The sequence below is a fragment of the Cupriavidus sp. genome (assembly GCF_057315035.1).
Genome location: NZ_DBHKYV010000027.1, coordinates 91,917 through 108,661, shown reverse-complemented (window position 1 = coordinate 108,661; position 16,745 = coordinate 91,917). Strand labels below are relative to the sequence as shown.

General features: G+C 58.5%; 18 protein-coding genes. 7 read left to right on the top strand and 11 right to left on the bottom strand.

Annotated features, from left to right (window positions below):
- The first annotated feature begins 25 nt into the window (after nt 1–25).
- The 5 genes from ACO550_RS26715 to ACO550_RS26695 all read left to right on the top strand — a co-directional run bounded on the left by ACO550_RS26715 (nt 26) and on the right by ACO550_RS26695 (nt 3,694).
- The gene (locus tag ACO550_RS26715) at nt 26–1,120 is read left to right on the top strand and encodes a phage Gp37/Gp68 family protein (protein WP_315595589.1); all 1,095 of its coding nucleotides are present in this window, start codon (nt 26–28) and stop codon (nt 1,118–1,120) included.
- A 118-nt stretch (nt 1,121–1,238) separates the two neighbouring features.
- Nucleotides 1,239–1,844: a hypothetical protein gene (locus ACO550_RS26710; protein WP_315595588.1), complete on the top strand. Its 606-nt coding sequence runs from the start codon at nt 1,239–1,241 to the stop codon at nt 1,842–1,844.
- Nucleotides 1,829–2,068 carry a hypothetical protein gene (locus tag ACO550_RS26705; RefSeq protein ID WP_315595587.1) on the top strand — a complete coding sequence of 80 codons (240 nt, stop codon included), beginning with the start codon at nt 1,829–1,831 and terminating at the stop codon, nt 2,066–2,068. Before ACO550_RS26710 ends, ACO550_RS26705 begins: the two co-directional genes overlap by 16 nt.
- Nucleotides 2,069–2,150: 82 nt before the next feature.
- Nucleotides 2,151–2,741, top strand: coding sequence for a hypothetical protein (locus tag ACO550_RS26700; protein ID WP_315595586.1), 591 nt, complete (start codon nt 2,151–2,153; stop codon nt 2,739–2,741).
- Between the two features lie 56 nt (nt 2,742–2,797).
- On the top strand, nt 2,798–3,694 hold the full coding sequence (locus ACO550_RS26695; protein ID WP_315595585.1) for a DNA/RNA non-specific endonuclease: 897 nt from the start codon (nt 2,798–2,800) through the stop codon (nt 3,692–3,694).
- Nucleotides 3,695–3,792: 98 nt separating this feature from the next.
- Here ACO550_RS26695 and ACO550_RS26690 read toward each other — a convergent pair whose 3' ends face one another.
- The 4 genes from ACO550_RS26690 to ACO550_RS26675 form a co-directional block, all read right to left on the bottom strand.
- The gene (locus ACO550_RS26690) at nt 3,793–4,725 is read right to left on the bottom strand and encodes a hypothetical protein (protein ID WP_315595584.1); all 933 of its coding nucleotides are present in this window, start codon (nt 4,723–4,725) and stop codon (nt 3,793–3,795) included.
- Nucleotides 4,715–5,008, bottom strand: coding sequence for an HU family DNA-binding protein (locus tag ACO550_RS26685; RefSeq protein WP_315595583.1), 294 nt, complete (start codon nt 5,006–5,008; stop codon nt 4,715–4,717). The genes ACO550_RS26690 and ACO550_RS26685 overlap by 11 nt, the downstream gene beginning before the upstream one ends.
- Nucleotides 5,009–5,103: 95 nt before the next feature.
- Nucleotides 5,104–5,667, bottom strand: coding sequence for a hypothetical protein (locus tag ACO550_RS26680; protein WP_315595582.1), 564 nt, complete (start codon nt 5,665–5,667; stop codon nt 5,104–5,106).
- A 120-nt stretch (nt 5,668–5,787) separates the two neighbouring features.
- Nucleotides 5,788–6,936: an integrase domain-containing protein gene (locus ACO550_RS26675; RefSeq protein WP_315595581.1), complete on the bottom strand. Its 1,149-nt coding sequence runs from the start codon at nt 6,934–6,936 to the stop codon at nt 5,788–5,790.
- A 1,043-nt stretch (nt 6,937–7,979) separates the two neighbouring features.
- Here ACO550_RS26675 and ACO550_RS26670 point away from each other — a divergent pair.
- Nucleotides 7,980–9,011, top strand: a complete 1,032-nt coding sequence (locus ACO550_RS26670; RefSeq protein ID WP_315595580.1) for a PRTRC system protein D — start codon at nt 7,980–7,982, stop codon at nt 9,009–9,011.
- A 708-nt stretch (nt 9,012–9,719) separates the two neighbouring features.
- Here ACO550_RS26670 and ACO550_RS26665 read toward each other — a convergent pair.
- The 7 genes from ACO550_RS26665 to ACO550_RS26635 all read right to left on the bottom strand — a co-directional run bounded on the left by ACO550_RS26665 (nt 9,720) and on the right by ACO550_RS26635 (nt 14,918).
- A protein-coding gene (locus tag ACO550_RS26665) for an IS3 family transposase (protein WP_485995021.1) occupies nt 9,720–10,963 on the bottom strand; the annotation gives its coding sequence in 2 pieces (ribosomal slippage) (nt 9,720–10,609 and nt 10,609–10,963; 1,245 coding nt in all).
- Between the two features lie 114 nt (nt 10,964–11,077).
- The gene (locus ACO550_RS26660; RefSeq protein WP_315595578.1) at nt 11,078–11,290 is read right to left on the bottom strand and encodes a hypothetical protein; all 213 of its coding nucleotides are present in this window, start codon (nt 11,288–11,290) and stop codon (nt 11,078–11,080) included.
- Nucleotides 11,291–11,388: 98 nt separating this feature from the next.
- A complete protein-coding gene (locus tag ACO550_RS26655) occupies nt 11,389–12,456 on the bottom strand; it encodes a primase-helicase zinc-binding domain-containing protein (RefSeq protein WP_315595577.1) in 1,068 nt (355 codons plus the stop codon).
- Between the two features lie 262 nt (nt 12,457–12,718).
- Nucleotides 12,719–13,291, bottom strand: coding sequence for a single-stranded DNA-binding protein (locus tag ACO550_RS26650; protein WP_315595576.1), 573 nt, complete (start codon nt 13,289–13,291; stop codon nt 12,719–12,721).
- A 12-nt stretch (nt 13,292–13,303) separates the two neighbouring features.
- Nucleotides 13,304–14,077, bottom strand: a complete 774-nt coding sequence (locus ACO550_RS26645; RefSeq protein WP_315595575.1) for a hypothetical protein — start codon at nt 14,075–14,077, stop codon at nt 13,304–13,306.
- A gap of 6 nt (nt 14,078–14,083) precedes the next feature.
- Nucleotides 14,084–14,512: a hypothetical protein gene (locus tag ACO550_RS26640; RefSeq protein ID WP_315595574.1), complete on the bottom strand. Its 429-nt coding sequence runs from the start codon at nt 14,510–14,512 to the stop codon at nt 14,084–14,086.
- Between the two features lie 100 nt (nt 14,513–14,612).
- Nucleotides 14,613–14,918 carry a hypothetical protein gene (locus ACO550_RS26635; protein ID WP_315595573.1) on the bottom strand — a complete coding sequence of 102 codons (306 nt, stop codon included), beginning with the start codon at nt 14,916–14,918 and terminating at the stop codon, nt 14,613–14,615.
- Nucleotides 14,919–15,522: 604 nt separating this feature from the next.
- Here ACO550_RS26635 and ACO550_RS26630 point away from each other — a divergent pair.
- Nucleotides 15,523–16,743, top strand: coding sequence for a hypothetical protein (locus ACO550_RS26630; protein ID WP_315595572.1), 1,221 nt, complete (start codon nt 15,523–15,525; stop codon nt 16,741–16,743).
- Nucleotides 16,744–16,745: the final 2 nt, after the last annotated feature.

Genomic DNA, 16,745 nt, shown 5'->3' with positions numbered 1-16,745 from the left:
GCCCCTGGGTGACAGCGACTTCTCAATGCGCAACAACAAGGTTTCATTAGATAATTTTTGGGAAGGCTGCCAAAAGGTTGGCCCCGGCTGCGACCACTGCTACGCCGAGACGCGCAACGCCCGCTTCGGAGGTGGCGTGGCCACGAACTGGGGACCCGGGGCACCACGGCGCCGCACTTCGGCCGCCAACTGGAGAAAAATGTTCCGCTGGAACGCCGCGCACGCAGCTTTCGCCGCCGTACACGGCCGACGGCAGCGCGTCTTCTGCGCGAGCCTTGCCGACGTCTTCGACAACGAGGTGCCGATCGAGTGGTTCATCGACATGCTGGACGTCTGGCGCCAAACGCCAAACCTCGACAAGCTGGTGCTGACCAAACGTATCGGCAACGCCACGAAGCGGATGGGCGAGGCTTTTAACGCCTTGATGGCGCGCGAGGATTTCGCCGACAACCCTCTCGTACCTTGGCTGGCGACCTGGATCGCTGGTAACGCCCCCGCTGATATCTGGCTGGGTGCAACGATCGTGAACCAGGCCGAGGCCGACCGGGACATCCCGAAGCTACTCCGTACACCGGCAAAGATACGCTTTCTGTCGATGGAACCGTTGCTTGGCCACGTGGATGTCTTCTCCACGGCCACGAGCGAGCTGCTGCATACATCGGGCAACGAGTATGACCCGGGCGCCATCGACTGGATCATCGCCGGGGGCGAGTCCGGGCCCGGTGCTCGCTACATGCTGCCCGCGTGGCCCCGCAGCTTGCGCGACCAATGCGCGGCCGCCGGCGTACCTTTCCTCCTGAAGCAATGGGGGGAATGGCACACGAACGCTGCGCTGACGACCACCGGTGAAGCCACTTTCCGGACCTTCGAGACGTTCGACCAATGGGTGAACAAGGCCGATACCTGGATTGCTGGCGGAAACTGCCTCGACACGCTCGGCCAGCAACTGACCAACGGGAAGGATTTCATGCAAGCCAGGGATGAAGGTCGCTTCCCTGTGACCGTCATGCACCGTGTCGGCAAGAAGGCGGCTGGCCGCCTCCTCGATGGGATCCTGCACGACGCGTTCCCAAGCCCTGTCGCAAGATCTGCCCTGACTTCGAATAGGAGCTTCGCCTGATGCACACAGTGGCATGCGCTTGCCCGCCGACGCCAGCGAATCCCAACTGGCGGCCCCGACAGCCACCCTGATAGCGCGTGATAGGCTTTGGTCCAACGAAGAGTCCAACGGAACTGCCATGAAGTTATTTACCGATGTCACCGCAGCCAAGTACGGCACGGCCGTGGCCGAGGCCATCTTCCCTGGAGATGACTTCCACTCCCAGCAACTCCGGGCGACGATTTTCGAGCTGTTCGATACGATGATTGACCAGAACATCGACCTCACACTGGTCAACATTGGAGACCATCTCTCCCAATTTGTCCCGATCAGGATCGCACAAACGACCCCTGATTGGGCAGTGCACGATGCCAAGCAATGGGGCTTCGAACGGGCTCGCATCTTCGATGCCCTCTCCGGGTACTTTATCGATGGAGGCCATGACGAACGCGCCAAAAAGCAACAGGCACTACTGGACACCATTGAGCTGGCAGGCGTCCGGATCGAGGGGCGCGAAGTGCTGAACGCCAGGTTGCCGTGGGCCGGCGACTGGCCGGCACTTCTCCTCAAGTACGCCACGACCGGACGACCACATGGCGTCCGCTTCCAACGCGAACATGCCAGTGTTACTGCACTGAAGGAGATCCTCTCTTCAGCCGGATTCACGCATGAACAACTACAGGTTTTCCTCGCTTCCTCATGGACGAGCGAAATCAAACCACCACCACAATGCACGACGAAATAGCCCAAGAGTATCCCGAGCCCGAAACCATCCTCGCCATTCGCGGCGCCATCTTCACTGGCCAGACCGGCGGGCCCATGGGCGAACCGGGCCACTGGCTCAACGAGTTCTGGCAAATCGGTGCCGCGCTACGGGATCATGCTGGAATGCTCCAAGGTTTCCAGACCACCGCGTGCAGGGATCTGCTGGACACAACAACCCAGTACCTCGCCGACGCCAACCGGTGATCGAACAGTCAAACACCCGGATTGAGCGGGTGCAGGCCGCCAGCGGGCATAATGCTGGCATTTTCAGCACCGAACCTTTGCTATGCCCAGCGGCCTCCTCCAATGCGACCATTGCGACGGCGCTCCCCTTTACATTGCCGGCCGGCTGCAGGCGGTAATCGTTTGTGAGGAATGCGGCATATCCACGCCGCCAATCCGAACGGACACGGAGAATGCGGATACCGCCTTTGCCCAGCTCAGTGCTATTTGGAACAACCGCGTCGAACACCGGCCTGCGGATCAGCAAGCCATTGCGATGACGGCGCGGCGCACGCTCACTGCATCCGATATCCCGTACTTCCTGAACCTGGTCGCTTCTACGAACACCGACTGGGAAACGAACGGCCCCAAGTTTGCCGCGATGGCCGCGGCGCTCGCTCAACCTGGCTATGTCTTTAAGCACGTCGACCCACCAGAAACCGTCGTCTCGCAGGCGGCCCGCTATCAGAAGCTTCTGAAGCACGCCAAGATTATCTACATCGATGGCGCACCGATGATCCGCTTCGACCATGTGCCCGCAATGTGCGCAGAGATTGCCGAAGAGTCGCTAGTCGACAAGGTTTGGCCGCTGCTGGACCTTCAAGAGTTCATCGGCAAGGCCATCGATGGCCTGCCGGATCATTGGCAACCTTGACTTTGTCGTGGTGCGGGCAAGCTAGAAGTGTCTCCCCTTCTCAAGGTACTTCCAGCATGATCCGCCATCTCGCAGTTGCACTCGCCCTGGCGCTCGGCACGACAGCAGCGTCCGCAAAGGACACTGCTCAGTGCGCGCACGTTCTCGCCGCCGGCACACCCTCGGTTGCCCAGGCAGCAAGCAATACCCGACTACTTTGCTATCGGGCATACGCAGTTCTCTATTCGAACCAGACCCGCACTGCCGTGTGGTCGGCCGAGCGCCTCACAGCCGCAGCCGTGGACGCCGCCCGCAAGCTGCCGCGAGACAGCGACTTCTACGAAGAAGATCGTCTGCCTGCTGCTGATCGGGCACGGCTGGCGGATTTCGCACGATCTGGCTGGGACCGAGGCCACCTATCGCCAAGCGGTGACTTTGCGGACAAGGCATCGCAGGCCGAGAGCTTCAGCCTGGCCAACGTCGTGCCGCAGAACAGCGCCTCCAACCGTCGCACGTGGAGCCACATCGAAACCTCGACGCGTCGGCTAGCGCGTCAATATGGCGCTATCCAGGTTGTCACCGGCCCGGTTTTCTCGCGCGATAGCGGGACCCTCAACGGCCGTGTGCGAATCCCCGATTTCCTGTGGAAGGCCGTCTACGTGCCAGGCGTCGGGGCCGCCGCCTACGTTGTCCGCAACGACGCAACGCTGGCATACAGCGCGATCAGCATCGACGAGCTGGCGCACTTCACTGGCGTCGATCCCTTCCCTGCGCTAACCCGCGCGCAGCGCGCTTCGGCACTCGATCTGCCAGCGCCGACGCCGCATCCGGGCGAAAAGACTTCCCGCCGCGTGGCCTTCGCATGGCTCGTATCCGGCGAATCTCTGAGGGACAGAACCGCCACACCGTCACTCAACCGCCTTGTCGGCGATGCCAGTGCGCTGGCCACGTTGGTACTCGCCTACGCTCGATAGACACCCACCGGCCGGTCGGGAGGAACATGTTCCTCTCTAAAACGACGAAAGGCACGCCCAGAGACGTGCCTTTCGCGCTATTGCTCCCGGTTTCCCCTTCAGCGGCGGGGCCAGAGCCACGTCCCGAGGCCGAAGTAGAACGACAGCGGGATACAAGCCCCGGCCAGCGAAGCAAGGATAAAACGAAGCCGGGAAGGACGGATGCTCGCCCGGGCTAGCTCTACGGCGCGCCAGCGGACGCTGTCCACCATGTCCCGTACCGCCTGGTCCACCAACGCCTCGTCGAAGCCCGCCAGCCATACCATGTCCGAGTTGTGGATTTCACCCACAAACAGGGAAATCTCGCTGGCCCCGAGCACCCGCGCCCGCTCCACTGCAAATTCAAGCATGAAGACGCTTCGCAACGGAATGTTCAGTTCGGGCTCGATCATGGCGAGCCAGCGCCAGTCCGGATCGGGAAACACTGGCCCGCTTCGGTCGCCCACACCCGCCCGGCGACGACAGTTTTCAACGAGATAGGCGTAAGGCTCGGGAAATCCGGCGAGCCTGCGGCGTTCATCGGGCGACAGAGCATGGAAGGCCGCAGATCCACCAATATCCTGCAGACGACGAACGCCATTCGTCCCGAAGCGATCCGTGGCTGTTCGCCGCTCGCGCCGCATGCCGGCAGCCACCATAAACATGCGCATCGGCGTTAGGGCCGCTTTGAACTGCATCCGGAAGGCATCGCGCAACGGGATCTCGGTCCAATCGTCCATCTCAACCTGGATGCCGCGGTACAGCTTCCCGAACTTCGTCTCGCCAAAAACGAGTTCCCCGGGAGCATTCTCGATTGCCTGCTCCACCAGAGACCTGTACTGCCGGTTGGTACCACCGGTCAGACCATGGAGGACGCCATACACGTGACAGATCACGCCTCGATAAGTGAGCGCCGTGGCGTCGATGCGCTGCTCGACCTCCGCTGTTTCGTTCAGCAGCTGGGCAATCGGAACGTATCGGGGCAACGATTTCGCCGCCGCTTCACTGCTCACCGGCGCCACCATTGACTGCGGCCTTGAAGCGCTGGCCTGCCTTGAACTTCACGGTCTTCGCTGCCTCGACCCGAATTTCTTCGCCCGTACGCGGGTTGCGCGCCGTGCGCTCTCCACGCTCGCCCTTGCTGAAGGCGCCGAATCCCACCAAGGTAAGGGTGTCGCCCTTGGCCACCGCGTCCATAATGGCATTCAGTGTTGCATTGAGCGCCTGCTCGGCCTTGGTCTTCGACAAGCCTTCCACGCCGTTAGCAATCGCGTCGATCAGTTCAGATTTGGTCATGACAGTAACTCCTTAGGGGTTGGACATGCTCGATATTCAAGCACGCTGTCCTGTCGAATGACCGGCAAAACGAACCGCCATAACCGCGTGCTTTCTCACCCAGAGCCCGCTTGGTTCGGTATTGGCCGAGTGGGCGCCTCAGAAAAGTCCTTCAGCCCTTCCAAATATGCAATGCCTTGGCACGCAATACAGAGATGCTCAACGTTGGCGCGCAGAATGGCCGTGCCGAGAGCCTTTCCCAAGCGCACACTCTGCGCCTCGTCGAGCGTTGGCACGGCAGACGACACGCGAAAGATCCGACCGCCCTCCTTGTCGTGGTTGTCGAGACACCAACCTGCACGGGACAAGGCACCACGAGTGATCCGCGCAAAATGCATTGAGACCAGGTCACTCAGAAATGTCCCCACGGTCGAGTCGCTTCCCCACAGCTTTCCAAGATCAAAGAAGGGGTCCTCACTGATATAGCCTTCGACCCCAACTTCCAGCGTTTCAAATTCCTCGTAGGTATAGAGTAGAAGCTTGCCCCAAAGCGTGCGAAAGCCCCGTCGACGAACAATCGCATCACCCTGACAAGGCGGCGACAACCACGGCCACTCCGCAGTAGCGCATGAGCCGACACCATTTACCAGCACCCGGCGAATGACATCGTCGGGATACATCTTGTCTACATACATATGGGATTTGGATGCCTATCCTTAAAACACGCTACGGAAATAACGTGTTACCGCGGAAATAGGTTGAGCATGCTCACACTATTTGCATGTGCCCGCAATGGGCACTCAGCTGGACATACTGTCTGCAGCCTCAATGCGACGGTATAGGCTTTGCCGGCTGATTCCCAACTCGGCAGCAGCCCTTGCTTTATTGCCATCATGTTTTCGCAGTGCTGCTTCGACCATGTGCCATGTGACTGTTGGCCTGTTCTCACGAGCCATGGCGACGAACGTCGAAAGGTATGCACCGCTTTTCGAAGCTCTGCTATGCCCGGCAGCGAGCACAACGGCCTGTATCGCTTGACGATGCGCTTCCAGATCCGCAGGTAAGCCACCTTTCACGGGTGCCGGAGTGCCGGCCAAATCTTCGTACATCTGGTGTATCCAGCCGTGTCGGAGGCCGTGGCTCGTCACCCCCAGGCCCTTCTTGCAGACGCCATGCTTACGTAGAACGGCGTTGTAGTGGTCACGCCATCGTTGGATGCTGTATGAGCCAGGGGTTGTCGAGCCACTTAGGGGATCAATAAGCTTCGCCGCCTCCTCCAGCACCTCGAGCCGCAAGCGAATGGGTACCTCGCGCGCTCTGCCGCCTTTCGTCCCATCCACGATGCGCAACGTATCGAGATTTCTTAATGCAGTCGCAATCTTCAGCGACCAACTTTCCTCAATTCGTAGCCCGAACGCTGCCTGCAGCTTTAGCTGGACTGCAACATGGGGGGCTTCCTTAGCGATGTTCGCAATGACGGACACCGCGTCGACGCCATTTCCCTCCCACGACTTGTCCCGTGTCGTCACATACGATCGAACCAGTCCCTGCGCTTCCCGATCGGCGTACTCGCCCAGCGGCCGGATCAAATCATGCTTACCGAGCCACCTGCAGAGTGCCTTCAGGTGACTAAGCTTGTTCTCAATGGTCCCACCGGTCTGACCCTCCTCTATCCATCGGTCCACAAGAGTCTGGATGTGCTTATGCCGAAGCGAATACGGGCTTTCGATCATGAGCTTCTGCTCACGCAGCTCCACGAAGGATCTGCAAATTGTGTACATCCGACGCTCTTGCGTTTTTAGCGAGGAGTGCTTGAGACTCTTCCTTGTCTCGCTAAGGACCTTTCTTAGGTTCTCAGCCAGGACTGCCGCCAACTCGGCTTTCATACGTGTGGGTAGATCGTACTTTGCCAGCAGCTCTGTGATGTTGAACACCGCGCCTTGCCGCATTTACTTCTCCATTCTCGAACTCGTTTTGGCGGCACGTTGGCCTTGGCGTTCCCCGTAACGCCCATAGGCCGCGTCCCGCGCGATTCTTTGCCGTTTAGCCATCGGCGATGGTCTTTCCCTTCCGGGTCCGTAAGCGATTCCCTTGGCTGGTCAGCCCTCACGTGGAAGAAGACGTGCATGACTGTCCCGACAGAGCCGATGCGCATTCGCGCAATCCGACTAGCCGGGCTACCCGGTTGCTGGAGGAACCGCTCTCCCGCACGAACGCATCCCGGTGCAAGCACCGAACTACGCCACCCGCGTAACTCTTGTTGCGCTGTTCTTTTCTACGGCCGCGCACGCCGTTCGATATGGTGTTGGAGCGTCAGGTTGATTCGTTCAACCTACGTCCTGCCCGTCAGGTAGTGACATCTAAACCGCAGCGTGTCGGGTCTAGCGTTCACGTACCCCGCTCTTCGCAGCTGGGCAAGTGTGATGGATGGAGGAGTGCATGTGTCCGGGTGTCCGGCCTGCACATGTCCTCATTCTGTGTCATTCCCCAAAACCGACCGCAAAGCCAATTGGTATCGCAGTGTCCGGGGTCCTCAGTGTGGGCCAGTATGTACTTGAGCCAGTTGAAAAAAATGCCGCGACATTGTGCGGCGTGGACAGTAGGCAGTGACCTGGCACTTGAATCTGCGTGCCGGCCGCTCCGGAGGGGCCACGAAATGTGGCAAGTCGATGCGTCGGGGACGCGGTAGGAGTTCACAGAATAGCCCATCGCCACAAAAATCGACAACACAAACATGCTGGATTTTGCGAGCGTTTGCGGACTTGACTTCAAATTTCCGCCGGTAGAGTTGAAGGCATAGGGAGGCATTTAGAGGCCCTCACGGTGACCATCTGTTAGTTACTCACCGTGAGTTAGACCGCCGAGCTGATCCCCTCTATCAGATTTCGGACGAAAGTTACCGATTCTGTCAGTTTGGGTACTTGGCGGGCTATGGCATCAGCTCCCTGCGAACATCACATCAACCATCGCAACATAGTGTGGGAGCGACATCATGCAACAGCAATTCGGCGAATCGACAATCGTGAAGGCATCGACGCTGGCGGTCGACGTGGGCTATGGCAACACCAAGACGGCGTTCGCCATGGGATCGGAGATCAAGACAGACATGTTTCCGTCTCTTGCGCCGCAAGCGGCCACCTCGAACCTGACACCTGAAACTGGTACCCCATTTCAGGCACGCAGGGTGGTCAATGTAGTAGTGGATGGCGCACGATACGAAGTTGGTCCCGGCGTCTCGCTCAGCGGCGCCTACAACACCGGCCGTGCCCTGGCGGAGGACTATGTCACGACGCCGAACTATGCGGCGCTACTGGCAGGCGCGCTCTTCTATTCCGGCGCCTCCGAAATCGATCGCCTCGTGCTGGGCCTACCAGTACACAACACGCAAAAGTATGCGGGCTATCTACGCGAACGCTTCACTGGCCAACTGGACTTTGGTTGGGGCCCCATTGAGGTCAAATCGGTAATGCCGTTGCCGCAACCGCTCGGCACACTGCTTACCTACATGCAGCAGAGCGGAAAGCAATATGATCCCGATAACTCGTACCTCGTCATTGATGTAGGCTACTTCACCACGGACTGGATCGTGGCGCGTGGATACACGATGGACGACACCCGAAGTGGTGGTGTGCCGGGAGGCGCTGCGCGCGTGTACCAGCAGATCGCCAGCCTCATCTCATCCGAACAGGGACAGCCGTTTGACGCCATCGAACGCGTCGACCACGCACTGCGCACGACTGGCTCGCTGCTGTTCTATAAACAGGATCTTGATTTGAACCGCTACCTCCCTGAGGCCATGGCGGTCACCCATCAGTCCATCAAGGAACTGCAATCGAAGGTGGGACGCACCGACGATATCCGCGCCATCATTCTCACCGGCGGCGGTGCGGCGCTTTACGCGCCTACAATTCGCGCAGCGTTTCCGCTGAACGATATCCATATGATGGACTCGCCGTGCTTTGCGAACGTTCGTGGCTTCTACACCATTGGAGCCGCACGACACAAGAATAAAGCTGCCGCATAACACGGGGAAAAAATGGACAAGCTGGAGATCAAGCTGACGTTGACAGCCGATTCCACGCCGGAGTTGCTGCGGTACTTGCGCGGTATCTCCAGCGCCCGGGATCGGGCATTCATCCTGAAGCGGCTGGCAACGTCTGGCCTTTCTACCTTGAACAGCGGGATTGGGGGAGATGCGATATTGCTTCCATCGCCGACTTCCACCAAATCGACTTCCCCGTCTGCGGGCGATTCTGCCGCTAACTTAGCGCCGACACTCACGCCGGCGCCTGAGTCCGCACCGACCGTCGTGCCGCTCCCCCCCGCGCTGGGACCCACAGCGGTCGTGGCCAGCGTCCCGACAACACCGCCCCCGCTCCAACGGCGCCAGGACGTTGGCCCGACAGCGCAGGCCGCCCCGTCATCAGGGTTCGAGTTCCTAGATCTTGACGCCCTCAATGCGGCCACGGCTCAGTTTGTGTAGTTGGTGACCTTGATGTCATCTCTTTTAAGGCAAACTGGATCCATCACTAAACACTACTGAGGAGCAATCAATGTTCGAGTACCTCTCCACCCCCGACGATGTCAGGCGCTTCATGCTCTACGTCGGCATTGGCTTCTGCGTTGTGCAGGCTGCTATCGAGATCTACAAGGCGGTCGACAGACGTGCCTGAGATTCAATTGTGTCAAGTCCTGAGATAGGTTGACAGGTTTTGATGGCGCCTACGGGCGCCTAGCCCGTCAAGGCAACAGACGCCCGATGAAGTTCATCGGGCGTTTTGTATTTCAGGGACAGATGGGGTCGTTCCTGGTTATAGATCCTTACGGACTCCCTCACCATACGAGCTGCCTGCTGCAGATCCTGCGGACGGTTCAAGAGGAACTCCCCTTTGAGGATGCCATTGATGCGTTCGGCCATGGCGTTCTGGTAGCAGTCATAGCCGTCGGTCATGGAGCAGGTCAGACCATGCCGTTGATGGATGGCCTGGTAGTAGGTGGAGCAGTATTGAACTCCACGGTCCGAATGATGTATCAGCGCCTGCCGCGTGCGTCGCGAGCGCAGCGCCATTTTCAAGGCTTGACTCACCTGCTCGGTCTGCAGGCTGTCGTGGACGTGGTAGCCCACGATTTTTCGCGAGTAGGCATCCGTGACCAGGCTCAGGTAGACCGTCTGCTGGGCGGTGGGCAAGTAAGTAATGTCAGCGACCCAGACCTGCTCGGCTGCGCTGGGCACTACCTTCTGCGGCCCGTCCTTGAGCAGGTTGGGATGGCGCCGGAAGCGGTGATGGCTGTGGGTGGTCTTGTGATAGGCCCGATGCGGCTTCACCAGCAGCCTGGCCGCACGCAGGATGTCGAACAGCCGGTCACGACCCACCTGAATATCCGCCTTCTCCAGCGGAGCTCGCAAGACGTGCTGCAGCTTGCGAGTGCCCATGCGTGGCTGGCGCAGTCGCACCTCTGCCACCAATGCGCAGATCCGGGCATCCCGGGCCGCTTGTCGAAGCTCGCTGTTGCAGCGCTTGTAGTAAGCCTGGCGGCTGATGCCGATGTAACGGCAAGCCCTGCTAACGCTTAGCCCTTGGACGAGCTCTTGCGCGAGGACTTGCCCAAAGGCTTTTTTACAATGCGAACCCCGTGCTCCTTCTGGATCACGTCGATCACCGCCTCAAACAACCGCGCTTTCTCCTGCGCCTCGCGCAACTGGACTTCTAGTTCCTTGATACGCTGCTCCGGTGTGCTGGGCTTGGCCTTCTCTTGATTTTTCATCCTGGTGTACCGGGCGCCCTGTGGCAAGGAGCCGCTCCAGTCCTGTAGTCCGTGCTTGCGTAACCATACCAGCACGGTCGACTTTCCCTGGATTCCATACTTGTCTTGCGCCTGCTTGTACGTCAGTTCGCCTTTTTCCACGTCCTCCACGACCGCTAACTTAAAGGCAAGCGTGTAGTCCCGTTGCGTTCGCTTTCGATCCATCTCCAAGGCACTCTCCTCATGACTGCGGGGAAAAGTGTCAACCTTATTCAGGACGGGTCATTGTTAAAAAAAAAAGCCCAGCAGATGCTGGGCTTTTTTTTTCAACGGAATGGGCGCCCGTCAGTGAAGCGTGCCAGGTGCAAGGCAGAAATCCACCGCCGAATCGTACGAGAGATTTCGTTCGAGCAGCGTCAAGCTGTCGCGCCCATCCTTTCTATAGACGTGAAAGAACTGCGCATCGGACTTCCATGCCTGCACATCCTGGGTAGGCGTGCTACGCATGGCGTGAATATGCAGTTTGTTGACGATCATCGTGAATCCTTTCTGTGGCATTGCTTTCTCCGTTGAGGCTGCCACAAGGGAACCCGCCCCTGTGGGCGAACCCACAGGGCAGAGGTAAAGAATTGCCGCTACATGCGGCGATGAAGAAACTAGGCAGCGACCGCCTGCTGCGATATCTCGCGCAACTGAAAGACCGTGCGCCATTCGTCGCAGAAGTCGCTGCCCCGAACCTTCGGTCGATGCAGCACTACGTTGAAGCCTTCGTGCCGCAGACGCTTTTGCAGCGTGAGCGCGTCGGCCATGCCAGGAGACTTCCCAGTCATCGCATCGACCTTGTCAAAGTCGGCGAAGATATGCACCGTGTGAATCCCCAGGTCGGGCGGTACCACGAACTTGCTCATCAGCACTCGGTTCAGGCAAGACCACGTCGGCACACGAAACAGCATGTACGCGGCGTAGGCATTCTCGATGCCTTCGGCTACACCGATCTCGCCATGGCGCGGCGACATCAATCGGACAGCACCACCATCCAGCGGAAGCGCACCTGTGTAGTTACGCTTGCTAGGCAGAATCTCGCCATCCTCCGACACGACCATCGCTTTCTCCGGCTTGTCCGGATGCAACGACGTACGATGCACAGTGGCGAGTCTGCCGTCAGCCAGCCGGTACTCGGCGACGATGGTCGGAAACTTCCCAACCACTTTTCGCTCGTGCCAATAGTCCTGCGCGGCGATACGTAGCGACTGCGGGATAGGAGCACGCAGGCCCGGCACCCTTGCCGCGAGGTAGCGCATGACTGCATCGCCGGGTTGAACCGGCTTCGATTTGCTGATTTGCTTCATGACGCGCCTCATCAGCTCACTTGGCGGCACGACTTCGCGTGCCGGCACCCGTGCCGCAACCGGTGGAAGCGGCTCGCTGCACTGTCCATTGAGCCGGCGCTTCAACTCCGAGTAGGACATGTTGGTGTATCGACGGATCAATTCCAGACCGTCACCACCAGCGGGGCTACCGGCATTGCATTTGCGACATACCCAGTCGCCGCGGCCGCGATTTCTGGTGTAGGAAAACCGGTCCTTGCCTCCGCATATCGGGCACGGACCAGGGCGACCGCGCCAGAAGGAATCCGTGAGGATGCCGGCTGGCAGATACTGAGCAATGAGGGCGTCCCACTGCTCTGCCTTCCAGCTCTTCACAATCTCACTGATATCTTGCATGGGATGACTCCTGAGGGAGTGGTTGGTCGATGCCTGAAACAGGCGAAGGAACGCTTGCTCAAAAGACATCCCGGCTTAACCAGAAGGTCTTTTCAGCATGGCGTCATGCGTAGTTGGAAGTTGGTGGATCGCGGCGAGGGCCGCACAGACAGGAGAGATGCCGCTACTTCTGCCGGATTCCGGCAGAAGTAGGGAAAAGATGTACAACGCAGCGTGAGCTGGAGGTCAAAGGGACTATCGCTCGCCCTTCGATCGGTGCGCCTTAGCGTCGGAAGGGAATTCCGTCGAGCGCCCTCCCCGAAAGGAACGGAATGTCGTCATCGAACCCGTCGAATCCATCACGCTGCGCGCCGCCACCGCCATAGCCGCCTTGTTGCGCATTGCGTGCACTAGCACCGCCGCTCGTCGAACGCTGCTGCTGACGTTGACCGTGCGACTGGTCTTCGCTAGCGCGACGGCCGGCGCCCTCGCTCGCGTCATCATCAGCAGATTGGCCGTTTTGGCGGCCGCCCAGCATCTGCATCTGATCAGCAACGATTTCGGTGCTGTACTTATCCTGGCCGGACTGGTCCTGCCACTTGCGAGTACGGATGCGGCCCTCGATGTAGACGGACGAGCCCTTCCTCAGATACTGGCCAGCGATTTCTGCCAGCTTGCCGAAAAATGCAATTCGATGCCATTCGGTTGCTTCCTTGAACTCGTTGGACTGCTTGTCCTTGTAGCGATCCGTGGTAGCGAGGCGAATGTTGGTGACAGCGTCACCACTGGGCATATAACGTGTTTCAGGATCGGCCCCGAGGTTACCTACGAGGATTACTTTGTTTACGGATGCCATGTTGCTTCCTTGTCAATGAATACGGTTGATCGACCAGACCCAACGGTCCCAGAGCTTTTGCTTACCGGTGTCTTTATCAATAATTTGACGACCGGTACTTTGGTCGAAAGCAGGAACTTTCTCTTTGTATAGGCGTTTGATGCCGACTCGTTCTCCGACCTCACAACGCGCTTCGGCCAGGACATCCTTGAGCCCTTCACCCTGCAGCGTCTTCATGCCGGAGTCCGTATCGAGCTTCACAGCAAACGACGTGTAGTTTGGTTTGCCGCCAGGCTTGCGGTTGGGGAACTGCATCTCACCCCATTCGACAAGCGTGCCTACAAGATAGGTTGACGATGAAGCTTCAGCCTGCGGTACCGCACGCGGAGTCGCCCTGTCATTACGCGCTACTGAATGTGCGCTCAGGTCCTGTGGATTGTGATCGACCCTTGACGCCTTGGGTGTTGCAGCAGCCGATTGTTGCCTGGCCTCGCGAACTACCTTTTCGGCAACAGACTGAGGCGTGTCGCCCTTGTCCTCATAAACGTTCACCTTGCTCCAACGCGGAACCACCTCAGGGAGGACCTTGTTGCCGAATGCCGTTTGCCGAATTTGCCGGTCAAACTCGGCTACGAAGTGGACGACGCGATCGCCTTCGTCTCGGAAAAGATGTGGGACGCCGTTGATGTAGATCTGAAACTCGTTGTCCGCGCCGGTGCCAACTTCGACCTTGTCTGCGCGTGAAGCGCGATCGTTGAGCCCGAATATGGAATCGGCCACGTGCTTGATGAAATTTAGCAGTGACATATGGAATTAGAGAAGAGAGCCGCAGCACTGCCGCCTGACCTCATAGAGATCGGCTTTCAAGCGGGCATTATTGAGGACCACGTCCTGCAGTACTTCGGGGCTGACCCCGCATACCGCACAAACGTATGTGTAGGGCAGTGCCCCATCCCAGTAACCGAATATCCAGCCGAGGGTCATGGAATACTCTTCCAGTTCAAGCGGCTTGTTTCGGATGCGGGCGCGCAGCAACTCTGCGCAGTCAATTAGCGATTCGGGCATGTTATCGCCACGACGGCTATCACAGGCCAGGCTGATGAGCGCATCAACCATCAACTCCCGAACCGACTCGCTCCATAGCGATGGGTCAGGCAGTGGTTCGACCTTTTGAGGAAGCACTACGATGGCGGCCGCTTCACCGAAGAAGTCCAGCTGCCATCCTGCTGTCTTTGTTTCCATGGTGGTCTCCGGAACGGATATCCGAAGACCCACCTGTCGGCGGGTATCGGATACCCGCGACAGGTGGAAGGAGCCGCCCGAGAAGTCGGGCGGCAATGGTTCAGGAACGATCGTACGTTCCTGATCGGCGAAAAGGCGTCACAACCGCGGAGCGTTCGTATTGCTGCTCGGGATGCTCTTCCGGTTGAGGCTCATGAGGCTTCGATTTAGACGTGTAGTCCGGCGTCGAGACCTTCGGTGCTGCAGGGACGGTGCGATTGAATGAGGCAACTTTTTGGTACAGAAATGAAGCTCCTACGATCGCTACGAACAGACCAACAACGAGGGACTTGCTCGCAAGATAGAGAACCATGCAGAGCAAAAGCAGTTTGATGGGACGCTTGATGAGGTCCGAAATGAATTCCACGGTTTCTCTCCAGAAACATTGCAAGGGGTTTCCCGGCGGATGCCAGGCGATTTTTCGATGCTCAAAGAGCAAGGAATCCGTGGAGGGCGCGCGAGAACGCGCTTGCGGCATGCCGATGCATGGCGCAAACACGCTGGCCTGAAGTGGGAATGAGAGATGGGCGGACAGCAAAGCCAATGGCTCTACTTCGCTGATCGATGCGCCTAGACGCGGGTGTATGTGGATCGTAACTGACGAAATATCCCACCGGCAGCCTGAAAGCTCATCAAAAATCTATGTCTTTTCGGGGAAATAGGCTGAGCATGCTCAGGCGGTTTCACGATATGGAAGCAGCGGAGAGATATAACTATTATCTACTTCTGACTTTACTTTTACTTAAATTGACCCCGTAGCGTAGGGGTAAGTACCTAAATTCCCTCCGGCCAGCCCCGATAACACGCACACAAGCAACCAGCTTTTCGCAGGGCCCGGCAAAAGCTACCCCAAAAAACGTAGCTTTCTGACCCCTCCAACCTTCGTGCGTTTCGTAATCTCCTGACTGAGACTTGACAACGCGTTCCGGTCGATACGCTGGTTGTTATGTCCTTGTTTGAGTGAGCGAAACATGCCTGAAAAGAAAAAGAAACAATCCAACGCACTGGTGCCTAACGCGGTGGCACCTAAAGCCGACATCGTCGACTTCCCTCTCCAGCCTGAAACGTCTCGCATGGAAGCGCGTCTGCGCGAAACCATGGGGTCCACCCTCAGTGAGGACCAGTTCAGCCGCCTCTGCGAGAACATCCGGAATATTCAGCGAACCCGCGAAAAGATCGAGCGGATGCTGCTGGACATGGGCGCCGATCTTCAGCATGTTCACGACCTGGCGATGGAATCAGCCATCAACGAGTTCGGCGAAACACGCGGGGCCCGCATGCGAGGCTGGGAGAGATTCAACCAGATGGCAGAGGAGCATCTCGGTCTGCATCCCAATCAAGCGAAGCTGTACCTCGGCCTTTATCGGCGTTTTCTCAGCCACAACGGCGCGCTCACTAAACTAAACATTGGCGAGTTGATGATTCTGCGGAGCAGCGACTACACCACTGAAGAGATCGATGCCGTCATCGAGTTCAAGGAAAACGATCCGTCTTACAGGAGGCAGAACATCCGGGACTACGTCGAACAGTTGCGAAAAAAGCAAGAGCAGGTGATTGACGTCTCCGCACGGCTCGATATGGCCACCTCTGAGCTCGCGACCACGGTCCAGGACAATGCGGACAAGGACATCGAGATTCGCCGGCTTACCGAAGAAGTGTCCAAGCTTTCGACAGAGCGCGACGCAGACCGAGAGGCACTGAGTCATACCCGGGAAGAGCTTACGCGGCATAACCACGCGCAAAGCATGCAACAGATGCGTATCCAGGATCTTGAACGCGAGACTCGCGAGTTGCAGGAACGTGTCGCTAACGCCCGAGCCAACGCCCGAACAGAAACGGTTGAAGTACCAACTATCCCACCCGGATACGCGACGTTGGAGGAAGCCCTCACAGCAAAGAACGTAGCACTCGACGCGGCCAGGGCCGAGCTGGCCGACATTGAAGGGCGACGCGCAGGCATCGAGCAGGAGATCGACGAACGGACGGCGGTCCTTGACCGACGCACTAAGGCCGGCGACGCCCTCTCAATGCTAGTTGACCAGTTCGAGAAAACGGTAGCCACGTTTGCGACTACGCAGATGGCGGTTCAGATGGACGGCAGCATCGAGCAATTCAAGTCAACTCTCACTGTCCTCGACAGCATTGTCGCGCGCCTGCATGCCGACATCCGAGCCGCCCTCCAATCTCGCTGATA

Excerpts from the sequence above, each read along its gene's own strand:
- ACO550_RS26715 (WP_315595589.1), top strand. The coding sequence starts at position 26 with ATGCGCAACAACAAGGTTTCATTAGATAATTTTTGGGAAGGCTGCCAA.
- ACO550_RS26710 (WP_315595588.1), top strand. The coding sequence starts at position 1,239 with ATGAAGTTATTTACCGATGTCACCGCAGCCAAGTACGGCACGGCCGTG.
- ACO550_RS26705 (WP_315595587.1), top strand. The coding sequence starts at position 1,829 with ATGCACGACGAAATAGCCCAAGAGTATCCCGAGCCCGAAACCATCCTC.
- ACO550_RS26700 (WP_315595586.1), top strand. The coding sequence starts at position 2,151 with ATGCCCAGCGGCCTCCTCCAATGCGACCATTGCGACGGCGCTCCCCTT.
- ACO550_RS26695 (WP_315595585.1), top strand. The coding sequence starts at position 2,798 with ATGATCCGCCATCTCGCAGTTGCACTCGCCCTGGCGCTCGGCACGACA.
- ACO550_RS26685 (WP_315595583.1), bottom strand. The coding sequence starts at position 5,008 with ATGACCAAATCTGAACTGATCGACGCGATTGCTAACGGCGTGGAAGGC.
- ACO550_RS26680 (WP_315595582.1), bottom strand. The coding sequence starts at position 5,667 with ATGTATCCCGACGATGTCATTCGCCGGGTGCTGGTAAATGGTGTCGGC.
- ACO550_RS26675 (WP_315595581.1), bottom strand. The coding sequence starts at position 6,936 with ATGCGGCAAGGCGCGGTGTTCAACATCACAGAGCTGCTGGCAAAGTAC.
- ACO550_RS26670 (WP_315595580.1), top strand. The coding sequence starts at position 7,980 with ATGCAACAGCAATTCGGCGAATCGACAATCGTGAAGGCATCGACGCTG.
- ACO550_RS26660 (WP_315595578.1), bottom strand. The coding sequence starts at position 11,290 with ATGCCACAGAAAGGATTCACGATGATCGTCAACAAACTGCATATTCAC.
- ACO550_RS26655 (WP_315595577.1), bottom strand. The coding sequence starts at position 12,456 with ATGCAAGATATCAGTGAGATTGTGAAGAGCTGGAAGGCAGAGCAGTGG.
- ACO550_RS26650 (WP_315595576.1), bottom strand. The coding sequence starts at position 13,291 with ATGGCATCCGTAAACAAAGTAATCCTCGTAGGTAACCTCGGGGCCGAT.
- ACO550_RS26645 (WP_315595575.1), bottom strand. The coding sequence starts at position 14,077 with ATGTCACTGCTAAATTTCATCAAGCACGTGGCCGATTCCATATTCGGG.
- ACO550_RS26640 (WP_315595574.1), bottom strand. The coding sequence starts at position 14,512 with ATGGAAACAAAGACAGCAGGATGGCAGCTGGACTTCTTCGGTGAAGCG.
- ACO550_RS26630 (WP_315595572.1), top strand. The coding sequence starts at position 15,523 with ATGCCTGAAAAGAAAAAGAAACAATCCAACGCACTGGTGCCTAACGCG.